This window comes from Paenibacillus plantiphilus, from assembly GCF_927798095.1.
GTDB lineage: Bacteria > Bacillota > Bacilli > Paenibacillales > Paenibacillaceae > Paenibacillus_Z > Paenibacillus_Z plantiphilus.
Genome location: NZ_CAKMMF010000025.1, coordinates 84,569 through 101,160, shown reverse-complemented (window position 1 = coordinate 101,160; position 16,592 = coordinate 84,569). Strand labels below are relative to the sequence as shown.

Below are 16,592 nucleotides of genomic sequence, written 5' to 3'. Positions count from 1 at the left end.
CCGGAAGCGAATCCACGGTTCATTGGGTTACCTATCTCCTGACCGATTTGAAGCTGAGTACTATAAAAGCATTTGTAAGCAACGTTAGTTGGTGTCTACTTTCTTGACAGAGGTCCAAAAAACCTCTTACTGATGACAAATCGTCGTAAAAACGCTTCGACTATCGCTGTAAGGTGGAAAAATCGCGTTACAGCACGGAAAAATAAAGCGAGTTGCGCTGTAAGGCTGAAAAACCTTCTTACAGATGACAAGGCGTCTTAGAATTCCCTTCGGCAATCGCGACACAGCGGGAATACCGTGTTACAGCATGGATTAGTACCGCGAGGTAAGCTTGATATTCGAAATGCAAGCGACAGCTGATACAGCCCCGGCCCACCCAGATGCCCACTAGATCTCGACAGCCTGAGACACCTGTTAGAGTGTCTTTATGTTTGTATTGGCGAGGGACTAGGTGTGGCTGTTTTGAACTATAATTTGCCGCCGCGTGATGATCCGAATGATTGGCCTTGGCAGCCGAGCCTTGATTGTTCGTGATGGTTCCAACTAATTGGGATCTTCGATATTGTTACCATCTCGGTACGGTCGGTTATCCTAATTTTCGTGACTAATCAGAATATAACTGTGCAATCGTCATACTCTTCACATTGATTATAAAGCTCTTTCATTACTAAACGATCTACACGATCGTTTTCCTCAACGATGCAGAAACAGTTGCCCGTTGCAGATGCGGTGATCCTTGCGAGCTGCTTATTGCCTCTCCAAACAGAAAGCACATAATCAAATATGAAATTAATCTCATACCTATCATCTATAAACTCAATATCTCCTATTTCTACCTGGTTGCAATCAAGCACCTCGACGAAATCGTACTCACTGTTTTTATTTTCAGATTGAAATCCATTTACAAAACACTGAACAAATTTAGAAGCATGACTTAAATTCTGAATATACTTGGACGCTGCTTCTTCTATTAGCCACTCATCTAACAATCTATCTTTCAGCACATCTATTTTCAATTGCGGCTTGTCTCCTTTCTTTCGATGTAGCGTAGATCAAATGACTTCCAAAATGCATTAAAAGAGGGATAGTAAAATCATTTCTGAATCCCTTATTCAAGTTATTGGAAACGATGCAGAAAGTCAAGATTGCTTGGTTTTACATGGTGGAGGAGAGAGATTTAAATTCCTATCCGAAGACAACGCCACGCTTGCTTCTACGGGTGTAGCCACAGTTTTGATCTCACCTGAGTTTCAATCTCTGCTACTACTAAACAATCTTTATTATTCTTCAAATCATATGTATAATTGTTATAACAGTTGAATAGTATAATAAGGAGTGAATTGTATGGGTAAGGTGATAGAGATGGAACGTAAAGTTACAAAGTTCGGCAATAGCCTTGGGATCACGATGACAGAAGCATTGAAGCAAATCGGCCTTGAGCTTGGTGACACTGTCCATATTGATGTGAAAGAAACAGATGGAGAAATCATCATTCGCAAGGCAAATAAAGTTGAGCTGCCCGTTGGTATTGGCCCCGACTTCTTAGAAACCCTCTCACAGGTCATGGAACAATATGATGATACCTTAAAAGGGCTGAAGGATCGCTAGTATGGAGATCCGTTATTTATCTGTTCAAGAGGTTATTGCGATTCATGTAGCTATGATTCAAAAATATAGTCCAAGTGAACACGTTGGAGTCAAAGAGAGCGGCTTACTGGAATCAGCTGTTCTACGTCCACGTTCATCCGCCTTTGGTGATGATTCCTATCCTTCATTATTCGATAAAGCCACTGCTTATTTTGAATCGTTAGGAATGAACCATCCATTCCAAAATGCTAATAAGAGAACGGCCTTTGCATCTCTTGTTATCTTCCTACAGTTGAATGGATATCGATTTGTGATGAATCAGCAAGATGCTGAGGATATGACTGTTGATATGGTGAATCACAAATATTCTTTCCAAGAACTCTCTACTCTTATCGAGCAGCACTCCGTAAATAGAAAGTCATAGCAAAAACCCGACCGCATTTGGTCGGGTTTTCATGGTATTGGTGAAGCCGAAGTGTGGGGAGGCAAATCCACCCTTCTGTATCCCTATTTCACTGCTTGACTCTCGCTGTATTGATACGCTCTCATTGCAACAACGAAAGCCATCTCTCTTGTTGCTGTATCCTTCGGATTAAATCGGTCAGCGTAACCCGTCATAATGTTTAACGCTGAAATGTCCGCAACATGTCCCTGTGCCCATGATGCAATTTGGTCACGGTCTTGATAGGCAGCGCTTGATTGCGCCGGCTCCCGTTTCAACACTCTTGCAATCATTGCCGCCATTTCTTCTCTTGTAATTGTGTCATTCGGCAGGAATTGTTCCCCGTCCCCTGCAACTATCCCTGCCGCATAAGCGGTGTTGACGTAAGGATAGAACCAGTTCGTTGCCCCAACGTCACGGAAAGGACTAGCTGTCCCACCGTCTGCCTGAACGTTAAAAATTTCCACGATCAGCTTGGCAAATTCAGCTCTGGTAATTTCTTTTTTCGGATTTAGTCTGCCGTTATAACCTTCAACAAACCCTTTCTCTGTTGCTTCTATAATGAGATCATGAGCCCAGGAAGAGATGTCTGAGCTGTCTGTATAGACGTCTGCCAAAGAAATTTCTTTCTTGGCATCAGTTGCATACAAAACGAATGCCGAGAAATGATTCGTTTTGACAACAAGATCCCCGCCATCAACATAAGCATACAACACATCTGAACCTTTTACTGCTGCTTTCCCTTCATCGTCCGTCGAGTAGATTGTTATTGGAATCCACTGGCCCTTATGATCGATCATGCCGATCTGACGATCGCTCACACCTTGCAGCCTTAACGTTACGGGCTGATTAAATAAAGTTGTCTTGGACGAATCGCCCATTTCAAAAGCTTCAACCCTCGATGCCTTTTTATCTATCAGGTGCCCATCGATGAGCTTCGTCAGTTTTTGCTGCTGATCGCTCATCTGTGCAAAGAGCTTGATCTTGCTCTGTTCGGAGCCCAGCTTGGTTCCACTCTCGATAATCAGCCTCTTGTTGCCCCTGTTCACTTCAATGAACGGAACATCCTGTTTGACAGCCTCCAAATCCAGCCACACCGTTACCTCTTCGTCTGGAATGTTAACCGTAATTTTGCCCGTTTGGTTTGATCCCTTTGAGATCGTTACGACATAGGCTCCATTGTTAGCCTTAGGCACATCAATAACCTGATTCTTGTCAGTAGGATCGACCATAATTTTCGTGCTTTGATCGCTTCCGCTTGCGCCTGTACCTGTGCTTGCGCCTGTATCTGGATTTTCTTCCCATCCCGAAGGGTCCTGACCCAAATCGATGCCAAGATTGGTCGTATAGCGCCATTGAACTCTGTCACCCTGTTTGAGCTTATATTGACTCGCGCCGTAGTTAGGGTATGTTCCATTGACGCTATACATCCAGCCGCTGCCGCTGCCATGATCAAACTCTCCATCGCCTGCAATGGACTCGATATAGACACTGTTGTATTTATTCGAGAAAGAGTAATCATAAGCGATACCGCGTTGATCCAGCTCTCTCTTCAAAACATCCCAGACCGATTCGCCCGGTTTGAATTCAACCGTTGTTGGCGACAATACATGGCCTTTATTGATCGTTATTTTGTCAATCGATAATTGAATCGTTGATTTCTCAGGGGTTGATCCGTCCCCGCCACCGTTGCCGTTGCCGTTGCCCGGCTGAGTGCCACCGCCATTATCAGTCTTGTCCTTAACCGAATAGACGGCAAAGTCTGTAAAGTGATTCGTTTTAACAATAAGGTTATTTCCATCTTCATACGCATACTCATGCTTGCCGCTTGCCAATCCTTCCTGGTCGCTGGCAAACTTTTGAATAGCGGCAAGCTGGCCATTTTGAATAAATACGGCCTCTTTGCCCTTCATGCCTGCAAAGGTGAACGCAACAAATCCATTCGTAAAGCGGATCGGTCCGTCTCCGCCGATCGTGAAAAATTCATGAACAGCATCTACTTGTTGATCCGCATCGAGCAGACCGATCAGACTCGTCTTAAGCGCCGCATCAGCTTTATTGTTGGACGTGATCAGTTCAAGCGCTTTATTCGACTCGCCATCCATTGTAATCCCTTGCGGGAGTTGGACAGTGATGCCGCCTCTTGCGATAGACAGATGCGGCAGCGCAACATTGGCGGGCAAATCGATGAATGTTCTCGATTGCGTTTGATCAGGCAGTACGATGGATACCTGCTTATCTCGATCTGATTCTTCCACATGTATCGTGTAGTCTTTGCCATCGTTCGGAATAACGACAGGCTGCCCGTTGTCAGGGAGTTGAACCGTTGCATTCGGCTCCGTTTCCTCCTCAAGGACAACATCAGTCATATCATACAGACTGGTATCTCCATTCAGAAAACGGGCGTAAGCGACAAGGGCATAGGTCCCTTGGTCTGTTGCCATTCCATCCACATTGCCGCCTTTGGGATGAACAAATCCGCCTGTCGGCACCGTATAGGTCAGCAAATTATCGACTGCTGAATGGCCGTTCTTGTTAAACCTCTCATCCGTATGCGGATCAATGCCCAGACTGGTTAGCGCAACGATCACTTGGGCGACGCTTTGGACATTCTCAACGCCCCAGCTCGAATAACCGCCAACCTCGTTCTGTACAGAAGAAAGCCAGAGGACCGCCCGATCTGCAGCCGCTTTAACCGCTTCATTCTCATCATAATAAGGGGCTAAAGCTTGAAGCGCCATTGCCGTTATATCCGGATCAGCAGCTCCCGACAAGGACCAGCCTCCGCCGGAAACTTCTTTCTCCACAATATAGTTAATCAGCTTGCCGCGTGTTGTTGGATTCGTGGTCCCGTCTACTACAGGGACATCATATTGATGGCTGTCGAGTGCAATCAGTGCAAAGATCGGCCCGTTAATCCCTTGCTTGGTTACGTAATTGAAATCGGCTAACGCTGCGCTGATATCATATCCGGCCACATCATAGATGTCTTTGCCGATTGCCGTAAGACCTAAGATGAGCCTCGAATGCTCTGTGCCCTTATTGGAATGCAGCTTTCCTTTAGGCATTAAGCTTTCGACTTCACGAACTACATTGCTGTAATACGTTGCGAAATAACCCTCAGGAGCCTCATAGTTCGCACGCGCAAGAGACAGAATACTCCATTCCCCGCCATTCGTACCGAATGTAGGGTCGCTTACAGTTTCAACCAAATAAGCCAACTGCTTATTCAACTGTTCGTTTATTACGTTCGGAGCGTCTTGTTTCAATCCCGGCTGCTTGGCACTGTTGAAGGAGTCGTGCGCTTGATCTAGCGCCAGTACTTTTGCATCAACCTCATCTTGACTGGCATTTTCGTCGGCGATTAAAGCTTGGGCAGCTTCAATAAGCTGAACAAATTGACTGTATACTTCTTCTGTCACCCAATATTCGCTTGGATGAACATCTGCTCCGTCTGTGCTGACAGAGACCGATTGCAGTTCTCCATTCGCATTGTCAACAGCATGCTGTAAAGCAGTCTTATCCGCCGGAATCGGCTCATCTGCCTTAACAATTACAATCTCGGGAAAAATACTATAGTATCCTTCTCTAGTCTGCGCCGTGAAATTAGGGTTAGCCCCTATTACCGGATCAATATTACGATGATCGCCAATGGGACTTCCGAAGAAGCCCAATTTAATATATCCGTCATGCAGACTGTAGCTTCCTTCCAAATCGTTTGGCACTTTGAACGTCAAGCTATTGGCCTGGGTAGTAATGTTATACTGTTTCACAAGACCGGCAAGCAGCGCCCGCTCTGGTCCCGCCAGAAAATTGATTTGCGCATTAAAATTGTAAATACCCGATAATTTATTGGCTGGGAACGATAGCCCATTCAATACAACCGTGACTTGATCACCGGGGCCAGCTTCTTCTCCCGGACGAGTCACATTGTCGATTGTTACGGTCAGCGGCCTTGCCGTCATGACCTGGTATTCTGCCAGACCGTCTCTTTCGACCTTGACAATGTTTCTGCCTTCCGTCAGCAGCACACTGAATGAACCATCATGATGCGAAGTCACATTTTCCGTTGAAAATGTACCGTCCCCATAATTTGCAGTTCCCGCTGCATGATTAATTTCAGGACGAAGTACACTTACTTCACTGCCTGCGGAAGGGGTGAACGTATAGATCGCTCCCGGCTCCGTATCAACGAAGTACACACTATCGATATCCGCATCGAATGCACCATTTTGAAGGTTCATCACATTATTGCCGGTCTTGCCTTCATTGGCCTTTTGATTGCGTTCCTTGTTGCTCTCCATGCCGGTAGAAATACCTGTCTCGCCTTGACCTACCGTGACGACAAACAGACCAACATTTTCCGGCCAAATCGCACTGAATGCATCGCCTGCATCTTTAATATAAGTCGACCCGTTTACCTTTAGAGCATCGTAAGTCACTTTAACAATCGCTGTACCATTTTCTTTCGCACGGATCGTTGAATAACTGCCGGGCTCGCCTGCAGAAATATCAATGACATCGTGACCCGCAACGATCTCATAATGAAAATCAGGCTCAAAGAAGTAATTATTAATGCCTTCAATTAAAGCTTGCCAGCTGCGCAAACTTAATAGCTGAAATTCATCGCCTGGCGCTGCCAGCTTCAAATGATTTTGTTCGTTGATATTGAGATAAATATTCCCTTCCAGATAGGTTCCCCGGTTTAAAATCGAATCGGGCGAAAGCACATTTAATTGTGCTTCCGTAATCTCCATCGACGCATTCGCATCATTCGCTTTGAAGGTCCCTGTGTTTGTAAGCTTGCCCTCTTGACTTACCCTGTAGTTATAATCGGAATTATTCATCAGTTTGAAGCGATATACTCGTTTGCCGTCCTGACTCGTCGTTTCCAGAGGCTCAACCTCTTCAAATGACACAAAATGCTTTATTTTCCGACCAAGAAATAACGTGGCTTCCTCAGGCACTGTGAACGTAATCTCTCGCGCTAACGGAATCGCTCCGGTAACATTTTGTGCGGAAGTGGCTATCGTGACTGTAACGCTGTTGCTAAGTGCAATATAACCAGCAGCTACACGCGCTTCGCTTGGCTCAAAAGAATAGAAATACGTACTGCCCGCAACAACGAGCACGGGATATTGACCCGCAGCCGTCTTCGTCCCCAACGTCAGAGACGTATCGCTTGGACTGTTTTGACCGATCCTTACCGTATAATCAACATCCACGTTCCATCCAGAATTATTTGCTTTCAGGTTCAATTGACGGAATTCAAATGTTTGAGTCGGCTCCGTTGTTACCGTTAACCCGCCTCCGCCGATACTGTTCCCGTCACGATCAAATCCTTTATAACTATAGTCGCCCGCAGGCAAAGAAGCTGTATATACTTTATAAGTACCCTCTACACCCGCGCCGATATCCACCAACTGATCTTCAGCATTATAAAGCTCTATCGTTATCGTTTTAGGTGCAGCCGTAAACGTGATATTAAATTCAGGTTGAACGACTTCTTCCCATAAACCCGGTTTTTTCGCTTCATTGAAGGCCGTTTGGGCCTGTTCGAGCGCTAATACTTTTGCATCCACGTTATCTTGAGTGGCATTTAAATCAGCGACTAACTGTTGCGCCGATACTATCACATCGACCAAAGCGTCAAGCTCTGTCTGGACAACCCAATAATCCGTTGGAATGACATCGGACCCGTCCGTACTAACCTTCACTGATGCTTTGTTTAACTCTGCCGCTTCAATGGCAGCTGTCAATTCAGCCGTGTTGATTTCTTCGCTCTCATCCAATGCTTCAATTAAATCGGCCAGAGCCGTGTCAACGACAGCTTGACTGCTCTCCATGTTCGTGAGTGCAGCATAAGCGTTGTCATACGCTAATCGAACAGCATCCTCTGCAAGAATTTCTGTTTTATCTATGTGGCTGTTTATCTCTGCTACTTCTTTAGTTAGTGCATCTTTGTTGGCAGGTTGAATAAGTTCGCTTGACCCTTCAAAGCTGCTTCCCAAGTCCTCCCCGTACCCATAAACCGTAAATTGCCAACGAATGACATCGCCGTTCTCCACAAGGGTTTCTGAAGATCCGACATTCGGGAATGCATTGTTGACTGCGTACATCCAGCCCGATTGATCGGAGTAATCGAATTCTCTTAACCAATCTGCGTTCTCCCTCGCGCCGATCTCCCCTGCTCCTCCAATGGCTTGCAGGATATAGGCGGGAATGTTGACCTCTCCTGCGGCAGGGTCGTATACCCCCGATAAATAGAAGCTGTTCTCCACAGTGCCGCCATGCCGATAGCGCTCTTCTCCTAAAAGATCTGCAATGACTTCCGCCGCATTGTCTCCTTCTTGAAAAGGAACACGAACCGGCTCATGTATGTAGCCTTGTCCCAATGTAAACTTCTCAACAGATACCGTCACATAGCCCTCAGCATCTGAATCTTCCCCCGCTGCCATCGCAGCTGTTGGGCTGAATAATGAAAAAATCATCAATAATGTCAGGCATAGTGCTATCCATTTCTTCCCTGTTTCTCGCAACAACATGACCCATCTCCCCAGACTCTATTTATTTTGACAAAACAAAAAAACACCTATCACTAGTCATTGTGAAAGGTGTTTGACATACGGACATAAAAAAGTCCACATAAGTGCACAGTTAAACATCTCTCCTTTCATCCTCGTGAAATCGCAGAAAAAAGCAAGTGGCATGTATCCTGGCTTAGCTTCATCGTATGACTAACTCCTTCCCGTATTTAAAATACAGTGGAAACACGTTAGCATACTAAGCGTTACAGTGGCGGGACCGCGTCAGATTTGCACTGATCTTCCATTTTAAGCTGTGTAAACACAGCACCATTTACCTAAGTATTATGAAGTTGTCGTGTAATGCTGCCGATTTGAAAGTAGACCTCTGAAATCGGCGGAAACAAACCGATCAAATAAACGGAATATGCGTGCTGATCTGCTCCTCCTCATGGATTCCGTTAATTGGCTCGATTCTATCACCATCAGCATGCAGCGTAGCCCACACAAATGGACGGCGCTCATTGAAGAATACCCCATTTAAGAACGGAGTGCAATCGTTACTTCGTGACGAAGAAGTGAATGATGTTATATCGATGGCCGGTTGCTGCGAGAAAGGGGACTATTCACCATGTATGTCTACCTGGATTCCAGGCTAGCAGAAAACCCAGTCCTCATGCTCATGCGGACTGGGTTTTTATGGAAGAAAAACAAGGATTCGAATAACTGCCCGAAGACATGTTACATAGGCATCTGTGGGTGTAGTCACTGTTTGATGTCACCTCAGGAACTCCCGTGAAATAAAACAAGACCAGCACGAGGCAGCTCCTAGACAGAACCACAACACCAGTCTTTATTAAAATTATACTTATGATTTGGCTAAAGTCAACTATAATCGAAGTTAATTAGATGAGACCAGCACGAGGCAGCTCCTAGACAAAACCACAACACCAGTCTCATACTATACATACCCCAAATCGACTTTTTATTCTAAGTATTCATTAATAATCTTAATGGGAGCTTGTATATACCGTGTAATTGCTGTCCTCCATTCGGAGAAGGCACAACACAAGATCTGGTTTGAAGCTTTGAATACAATTCATTGATCCATGTAGAGAATGGATCAATTATCACGTTTCCGACACATAACTCATTATATTTTCTAATTATCCCTGCACATAAATCTGCAAGCTGTATTCCCTCTTCAACTCTTGAACTTACAAAAAAGGCTGATTCAACAATCGAAGTACAGTGATTCCCTTCTGTCGATCGGAATAGATAATTTTTCATTTTATACGAAATCAGCATATCATTTGCTTCATCTTGAGAATCAAAACAAACAACACATTTTTTTCTTCTCATGGAAGAATACCCATTAATTCGTTGCAACAAAAACCGATAATGATTCGGAAATGTACCTTCTTCTGGTTGAAGAGGGGCATCTGGCTTTTCCATAACAATTGCAAAAATTTTGAGGTTTAAAATATTTACTAATATTTCATTAACAACTCTATCCGTAAAAACTTTATTATTCGTGTTTTTACTTATCGACTTCGGCTTTAATACATTCACAGCTTTTAACTCCACATCATGACGACCATAGACATCCATCTTAATATTATACATTCGTTGCATGATAGTTCTAATCTCATCCTTTGGAATGCAAACAGCGGCAAGCACTGGGTTCTTAGTTTCATCGTTTGGATGAGGAAATCCACTTTCATCTATGTACGCTAGCAAGTAACATCCCCCTTAGATCATATATACCATATTATAGTACTAAACATTATTGCTTTATTAAACGAAATCAGTTCTTGACACGCTAAACTCCGGCTAAAAAATGGAAAAGCATCTGTCAATCCTGTATTGTTGTAAGTCCCCACCAACAACAAAAAGGAATATACAGATGCAGATGGACAAACGCAACGGTAGAAGGCCGACATAATCGTATTAAAGCCTTTCAGCGCCGTCATTACTTTACACGGAATCGCAGACGCTATAAAGCAATTATTCTCATTGAATGCAATCGTCATCGAATATGGAGCTAACAGTCAAGCACTAATCCGCCCTATACCCCTATACCCCGAATATAGTTGAGCAACCTATCATTTAGAGATAAATATATTGAAACAGCCCTAAAGGTTGATTACATGAGGGCCTCAGTGCTTCCGCTTGCAAAGGGTGACTAAGTCACATAAACGCCTGCGCCGCGAGTAGTCTTCGTCAATTATCTATACGAGTCGCAGATACATATCGAACGTTTGCTCCAAAGTCCCAGTAACCAATGAAACAAACATTGTATTATCCTTGCTTGTATGAGCGTGGTCCAATGCGGTGTAATACTCGCTTCGATTCTCCTTTTGAATAACAATGGGAGGATAGCCGTTTTTCATTAGCTCAAAATTCAACAACAAACGCGCTGTTCTTCCATTCCCATCAATAAAAGGATGGATTCCAACAAAATCAATATGAATGATCGATGCCCTTTCAATAGGATGCAGGTCCTGACCCTCAAGCTCATACCAATTGGCGAACTGCTCCATCTGAGATTGGATCTGCACCGCATCGGGCGGGATATGACGCGCACCGCTAATGATCACATTTTCTTTTCTATATACGCCAGCATGCTCATCTTCAATTCCCTTTAATATGAGTCGATGGATGCTTTTGATCTGCCATTCCGTTAAGCCCTCTTGCTTCTTGACGATCTCTTCGACGTATAAAATAGCATCTTTATGATTAATAGCTTCCAAATGCTCCTTTATCGTTTTACCGCCCACTGTAATGCCTTCGAGAGCTACTTTCGTTTCCGATAAGGTTAATGTATTTCCCTCAATAGCGTTGGAGTGATAAGTCCAATTGATGATCAAGTGCTCTCGTATGCTCCTGAGCGTGTGGACAGGCAAGGGCCTTTTTTGATCGAGCAATCTTTTTTTCCTATCGATTTGTTCAAACACTTCTCTCACTCCAAACGTACTTAATTCGAATCTTAAAGATTGATCATCATTATATCATAATGCTCAAATAATCAGCACTTTAGCCTAATACGAATGCTGCTAGTCTTCCACAGAGAAACAGCTCTTGTGAGTAAGCTATTAAAATCCCGCAAGCCGAAGAACATTCCTATTTCCATCGAATGACTTCCCTTTTTCCATTCCATTACTTATAATGATAATCATTATCAATGATAAAGGGGGTGTTGATTGTATCGATGAATATGAGCAGTCATCTCTTATTATGGAATCATGCCTTTATTAAAATTATTGATGTTCGCCATGCGAATCTGGAACAGGGAGAAGTGCTTCCTAATTATTCCCTGCCCACAAGTGCATTTCTATATACGGTGCGCGGCAGTGCCACTATTAGTATTGACCATCATATTCATATGGTGGATCGCTTCTATATTTTTCACGGGGGAAAAGACTCGCGCGTCCATATTGCTGCCAAGGAATGGTTTGAATATTATTGGATTCTATATCAAGCAATCCTGCCATTGCCTTCACGCCAAGACATCATTCGATTATGGGAAAACAATAATTCGTTTCAGTCCCAATACACCTTTGTACCCTCGCATCCGTTATCGCTTTATAGCAGTGTTGAACAGATGCATCAGCAATGGCAGCGATCCGATGAATGGGAAAGGCTCCATGTGAAGGCTTTATTGTACCAGTTCATCGCCGAGCTGTTCCGGCAAATGCAGCTTCAGGAAGTTGAACCCGTCAAACCGGATTTGACAGCGCAGGCCATTCGCTATATTCAAGAAAATTATCAGAAACCTATCTCTCTCGATACGATTGCTGGTGAATTTGAATGCAGTGTCGGCTATTTGTCAAAGTTGTTCAAGAAACATATGAACACAAGTCCCATTCATTATCTCGGTGAAGTTCGCATACATCATGCGAAGAAGCTGCTGCTTCAAACTGGCGCCACATTACAGGAAATCGCTGAACACACAGGTTATCCGGACGGATACTCCCTTAGCCGCAGCTTTAAACGTTATGAAGGAATACCCCCTGTTCAATACAGGGATCGCTTGCAAAAGCATGGGGCCGATGAAGAATTGCTACGCCACAGAAGAAAATATGCTATTCTCCCTCCCAAATTAAGACGATACAATGATAGTGATATTGAAAATCATTATCAATTAAAGGGAGATGAACCGTTTACGATGTACAGAAATATGAAAGTAACTGCAATGACATTCGTACTATGCCTTACCTTGCTTATGAGCGCTTGCTCTGGCGCGCAGAATACGACGACCGGAAACTCGCAGTCATCGGTCAATCGCGTAGAAGCACAAGGAAATAACAACGCATCGGAGCAGCCAGCGCCAACTGCCGCTACCAGAATCGTTTCAACACCAAAGGGCGATGTGGAAATTCCGGCAGAGCCTCAGCGTGTTGCCTCTGATCAATATATGGGACACTTACTTAAGCTTGGCATTGTTCCTATTGGAGTAAGAGAAGGCATGCTGGATGAAGGCTGGATTGAGAAATCCAATATCTCGCCAGATGTTATTGCTCAAATCGAGAGTTTGGGCGCATTCCCAATGAATCTTGAGAAACTAACAACACTTGAGCCAGACCTGATTATCGGCTCCATAGAAGATAATATTGAACAATATCAGAAAATCGGAACAACGGTGTTCATTCCGTATTGGGAAGGTCTATCAACGGCTGATCCTTTAGAGAAATTCAGAAGAGTTAGCGACATATTCGGCAAACGACAGGAAGCTGATGCATGGATTGCCGAATATGAAGCGAAGGCAGAGCAAGCGAGACAACAAATCAAAGGCATCATTAAAGACGGTGAAACAGTATCCGTCGTGCAGATAGGCTCGAAGGCTCTCTATGTGCTTGCAGCCAAAGGCGGAAACTATGGCAGTCCAACGATCTATCAGATGCTTCAGCTCCCTCCAACTGAACAGGCCAAGCAAATGGGTGAAGGATTCGATAACGTATCCTTAGAGCTGCTTCCTGAATATATGGGCGATCACGCATTCGTATACGTGAATTCGAAAGCGGATGCCGATGAGATCATGAACAGCGCTGTATGGAAAAATTCCAAAGCAGTGAAGAACGGCAATGTCTATATGTATGGCGAGTTTGGCGACGAATTTGTTATGGAGGACCCCTTTTCTCTGGAGCAGCAGCTGGATACCATTACAGAAATTTTATTGGCGAAGAAAAAATAAACGAGGCACGATCATGAATTTCAGCCGATGAGATGAAAGGACATAGTGCCATGGAAAATAAACAAGTTTTTGATGTAACGATTGTTGGCGGTGGACCTGCTGGATTATATGCGGCCTTTTATGGCGGATTACGGGAAATGTCAGTCAAAATCATTGAGTACCAGCCGCAGCTCGGAGGAAAGGTGCACGTCTATCCCGAGAAAATGATTTGGGATGTAGGCGGGCTAAGACCGCTATCCGGCGCACAGCTTATTGAGCAGCTCGAAGCGCAAGCGCGTACCTTTGACCCTGAAGTGGTGCTGGGTGAGAAGGTAACGTCCATCTCAAGAGATGCCGATGGTATTTTTACATTACATACCTCAACGGAGCGCAAGCATTACTCCCGAACGGTTATTTTTGCAGTGGGCGGCGGCATTCTCAAACCTACCAAGCTGAATCTGGAAGGCGCTGAACGATTCGAAGTAACCAACCTGCATTATACTGTAAAGTCCCTCGCATATTTCAAGAACAAGACTGTCCTGATTTCCGGCGGCGGCAATGCAGCGATTGACTGGGCGAATGAGCTAGAACCCCTTGCCAAGAAGATTTACTTAACCTATCGCAGCGATCTGTTAAAGGGACATGAGGCTGAGATATCACGCCTTCGCAATAGTACTGTCGAGCTGCTGCTTAATACAACGATTGAAACTTTAATTGCTGCAGAGGATCATGAGCTGATAGAGCGTGTTATTTTGCGCAGCAATGATGAGGATGCTGAGCTAGCGCTTTCTGTTGATGAAGTCATTATTAATCATGGCTATGATCGTGAAACAGAGCTGCTCAAGCAAAGCAAGCTGCGAATCGAGCTGAAGGATAATTATTGGATTGCAGGCAGCCCGATGAGTGAAACCTCAGTTGAGGGGATTTATGCCGCCGGTGATATTTTGCATCATGAAGGCAAGCTTCACCTCATTGCCGGAGCGTTTCAGGATGCTGCCAATGCAATTAATAGGGCTAAGCAATATATTGCTCCTGATGCAAGAGCTTATGGAACCGTATCGTCACATAATGAATTGTTTAAGAAAAAAAATCGCGAGATATTGAAGGATTTGTTCACGTCCTAAAATAAGGCTGTCCAGAAAGTCTACTATCCAATGCGTTAGTCCCATATGATGTGAAAAGATGCCTCCAAAACCACTACTATAAAAGTGGCGCTGGAAGCATCTTTTTCTATCCTATATAGGGGGCTTAGATAGGACTCTGAAATCATTAGCCGACTTTCTGGACAGCCCCATGATGAAGCAAATCTGCATTCCCGAGATTATTCAATCGCTTCCGGCTCTACGAACAGATGCTGATACTTCTCATAGTCCGCCCTCTTGCATTCCATCGTGAGGCGGGTTCCGTTCGGCTCATAGCCAGTTTCCCGGACATGCGCATTCGCGTTGAAATAAGCGACCAATCGGCCCTCTGCGAAAGGAATGATGACCTCGCACTCCATATAATCCTGGAAGATCCGCTCCTTCACAAGCGTAATCAACTCCTCCAATCCAGACTGTTGCTTGACAGAAAGATATACCTTGTCTCCGTTCACCTGCGGATACCGCTCGCCGGTCAGATCGGTCTTATTGTACGCATAGATCATTGGAATATGGTCAGCGCCCAGCTCCTTGAGTGTCGTATTGGTCACTTCAATGAGTCGTTCGTATTCCAGATTGGAGTAGTCAACGACCTGTATCAGAAGATCGGCCTCAGTCACCTCTTCGAGGGTGGAGCGGAACGCTTTGACCAGATAATGCGGCAGCTTGCTGACGAAGCCGACTGTATCCGTGAGTAGAAATGACTTGTTATCCGGCAGCTCAATGCTGCGAACCGATGTCTCTAATGTGGCGAACAGCATATCTTTAGCCAATACCTGTTTGTTCGAGTCCGGCATATATTGATCCAGCATCGCATTCATGAGACTGGACTTGCCCGCATTCGTGTAGCCGACGAGACAGACGACAGGCACGCCGGTTTTCTGGCGCTGTTTGCGCTGAACCTGACGCTGTGCAACGAGCTTCTCCAGCTCGGTCTGCAGCGCGGAGATTCTATCCTCGATACGCCGGCGATCGAGCTCCAGCTTCGTCTCCCCCGTCCCTTTGTTCTTCATGCCGGAGCCGCCGCCCTGGCGGCCGAGTGATTCACGCAGACCGACAAGTCGCGGCAGCATATATTGCAGCTGCGCGACTTCCACTTGCAGCTGCGCTTCACGCGTTCGGGCCCGCTGGGCAAAAATATCAAGAATCAGAATCGTCCGGTCGATCACCTTCTTCTGCAGCGCACTCTCCAAATTACGAATTTGCGAAGGGGACAGCTCATCATTGAAAATAACGGTCGATGCGTCCAGCTCTTCCACAAGCGCGGACAGCTCCACCACTTTACCAGTACCAAGATATTGCGAGCTGTTGATCTTGGCCACCTTCTGTGTCAGCTCCCCGACCACATCGATATTGCATGCGTCCGCAAGATTGCGCAGCTCCTCCATGGAGTACGCAAAGTCGGGCCTATCCTGCACATTAACGCCGACGATAACAGCTTTGTTGTTTGGTTGTTCCATATAAGAATTCCTCCTTGGATATGACGAAATGAATGAAAAAAAACGCACTGGCGCTGCGGCCTGTGCGTTCGGTTTACGAACGAATAGAGGAGCTTGGATGCTGCCCTGATGAAAGCGGCGCTTGCCGCTTTGCGGGCAAAAGGTCATTTTCGAGCATCTACAGGAAAGAAACCCACCGCTATGGCGAGCAACTAATATATGCATCGAATATTGCTGTTCTTAAAGGCAACACGAGACCAATATCCCGGAGCATCTCGTGATAAATAC

Annotated in this window: 9 protein-coding genes, 1 pseudogene and 1 riboswitch; of the genes and pseudogenes, 5 read left to right on the top strand and 5 right to left on the bottom strand. The window is 45.1% G+C overall.

Annotated elements, in window-relative coordinates:
• Positions 1–608: 608 nt before the first annotated feature.
• On the bottom strand, positions 609–1,016 hold the full coding sequence (locus L6H65_RS19855) for a hypothetical protein (protein ID WP_236344397.1): 408 nt from the start codon (positions 1,014–1,016) through the stop codon (positions 609–611).
• 328 nt (positions 1,017–1,344) lie between these two features.
• Here L6H65_RS19855 and L6H65_RS19850 point away from each other — a divergent pair, with 328 nt between their 5' ends.
• Together L6H65_RS19850 and L6H65_RS19845 are read left to right on the top strand one after the other, a co-directional pair.
• Positions 1,345–1,608: an AbrB/MazE/SpoVT family DNA-binding domain-containing protein gene (locus L6H65_RS19850; protein WP_236344396.1), complete on the top strand. Its 264-nt coding sequence runs from the start codon at positions 1,345–1,347 to the stop codon at positions 1,606–1,608.
• Position 1,609: 1 nt separating this feature from the next.
• The gene (locus L6H65_RS19845; protein WP_236344395.1) at positions 1,610–2,011 is read left to right on the top strand and encodes a type II toxin-antitoxin system death-on-curing family toxin; all 402 of its coding nucleotides are present in this window, start codon (positions 1,610–1,612) and stop codon (positions 2,009–2,011) included.
• A gap of 83 nt (positions 2,012–2,094) precedes the next feature.
• On the opposite strand, the gene L6H65_RS19840 is transcribed toward L6H65_RS19845, so the two are convergent.
• Both L6H65_RS19840 and L6H65_RS19835 read right to left on the bottom strand, forming a co-directional pair.
• Positions 2,095–8,574: an S-layer homology domain-containing protein gene (locus L6H65_RS19840; protein WP_236344394.1), complete on the bottom strand. Its 6,480-nt coding sequence runs from the start codon at positions 8,572–8,574 to the stop codon at positions 2,095–2,097.
• Positions 8,575–8,717: 143 nt separating this feature from the next.
• A riboswitch (cobalamin riboswitch) is annotated at positions 8,718–8,903 on the bottom strand.
• A gap of 640 nt (positions 8,904–9,543) precedes the next feature.
• A complete protein-coding gene (locus tag L6H65_RS19835) occupies positions 9,544–10,293 on the bottom strand; it encodes a DUF3800 domain-containing protein (RefSeq protein WP_236344393.1) in 750 nt (249 codons plus the stop codon).
• Between the two features lie 161 nt (positions 10,294–10,454).
• Here L6H65_RS19835 and L6H65_RS26915 point away from each other — a divergent pair.
• Positions 10,455–10,601: pseudogene (locus L6H65_RS26915) on the top strand (ISL3 family transposase); the annotation flags it as partial.
• A gap of 183 nt (positions 10,602–10,784) precedes the next feature.
• On the opposite strand, the gene L6H65_RS19830 reads toward L6H65_RS26915, so the two are convergent.
• Positions 10,785–11,510, bottom strand: coding sequence for a Fic family protein (locus L6H65_RS19830; RefSeq protein WP_236344392.1), 726 nt, complete (start codon positions 11,508–11,510; stop codon positions 10,785–10,787).
• 254 nt (positions 11,511–11,764) lie between these two features.
• On the opposite strand from L6H65_RS19830, the gene L6H65_RS19825 reads away from it, so the two are divergent.
• Both L6H65_RS19825 and L6H65_RS19820 read left to right on the top strand, forming a co-directional pair.
• Positions 11,765–13,747: an AraC family transcriptional regulator gene (locus L6H65_RS19825; RefSeq protein ID WP_236344391.1), complete on the top strand. Its 1,983-nt coding sequence runs from the start codon at positions 11,765–11,767 to the stop codon at positions 13,745–13,747.
• A gap of 50 nt (positions 13,748–13,797) precedes the next feature.
• On the top strand, positions 13,798–14,850 hold the full coding sequence (locus L6H65_RS19820) for an NAD(P)/FAD-dependent oxidoreductase (RefSeq protein ID WP_236344390.1): 1,053 nt from the start codon (positions 13,798–13,800) through the stop codon (positions 14,848–14,850).
• 197 nt (positions 14,851–15,047) lie between these two features.
• Here the strand turns inward: L6H65_RS19820 and hflX are convergent, their stop codons facing one another.
• Positions 15,048–16,325, bottom strand: a complete 1,278-nt coding sequence (gene hflX / locus L6H65_RS19815; protein ID WP_236344389.1) for a GTPase HflX — start codon at positions 16,323–16,325, stop codon at positions 15,048–15,050.
• Positions 16,326–16,592 lie beyond the last annotated feature (267 nt).

What these genes read in the sequence shown, in the direction of transcription:
- L6H65_RS19850 (WP_236344396.1), top strand. Translation starts at nt 1,345, where the DNA reads ATGGGTAAGGTGATAGAGATGGAACGTAAAGTTACAAAGTTCGGCAAT.
- L6H65_RS19845 (WP_236344395.1), top strand. Translation starts at nt 1,610, where the DNA reads ATGGAGATCCGTTATTTATCTGTTCAAGAGGTTATTGCGATTCATGTA.
- L6H65_RS19840 (WP_236344394.1), bottom strand. Translation starts at nt 8,574, where the DNA reads ATGTTGTTGCGAGAAACAGGGAAGAAATGGATAGCACTATGCCTGACA.
- L6H65_RS19825 (WP_236344391.1), top strand. Translation starts at nt 11,765, where the DNA reads ATGAATATGAGCAGTCATCTCTTATTATGGAATCATGCCTTTATTAAA.
- L6H65_RS19820 (WP_236344390.1), top strand. Translation starts at nt 13,798, where the DNA reads ATGGAAAATAAACAAGTTTTTGATGTAACGATTGTTGGCGGTGGACCT.
- hflX (WP_236344389.1), bottom strand. Translation starts at nt 16,325, where the DNA reads ATGGAACAACCAAACAACAAAGCTGTTATCGTCGGCGTTAATGTGCAG.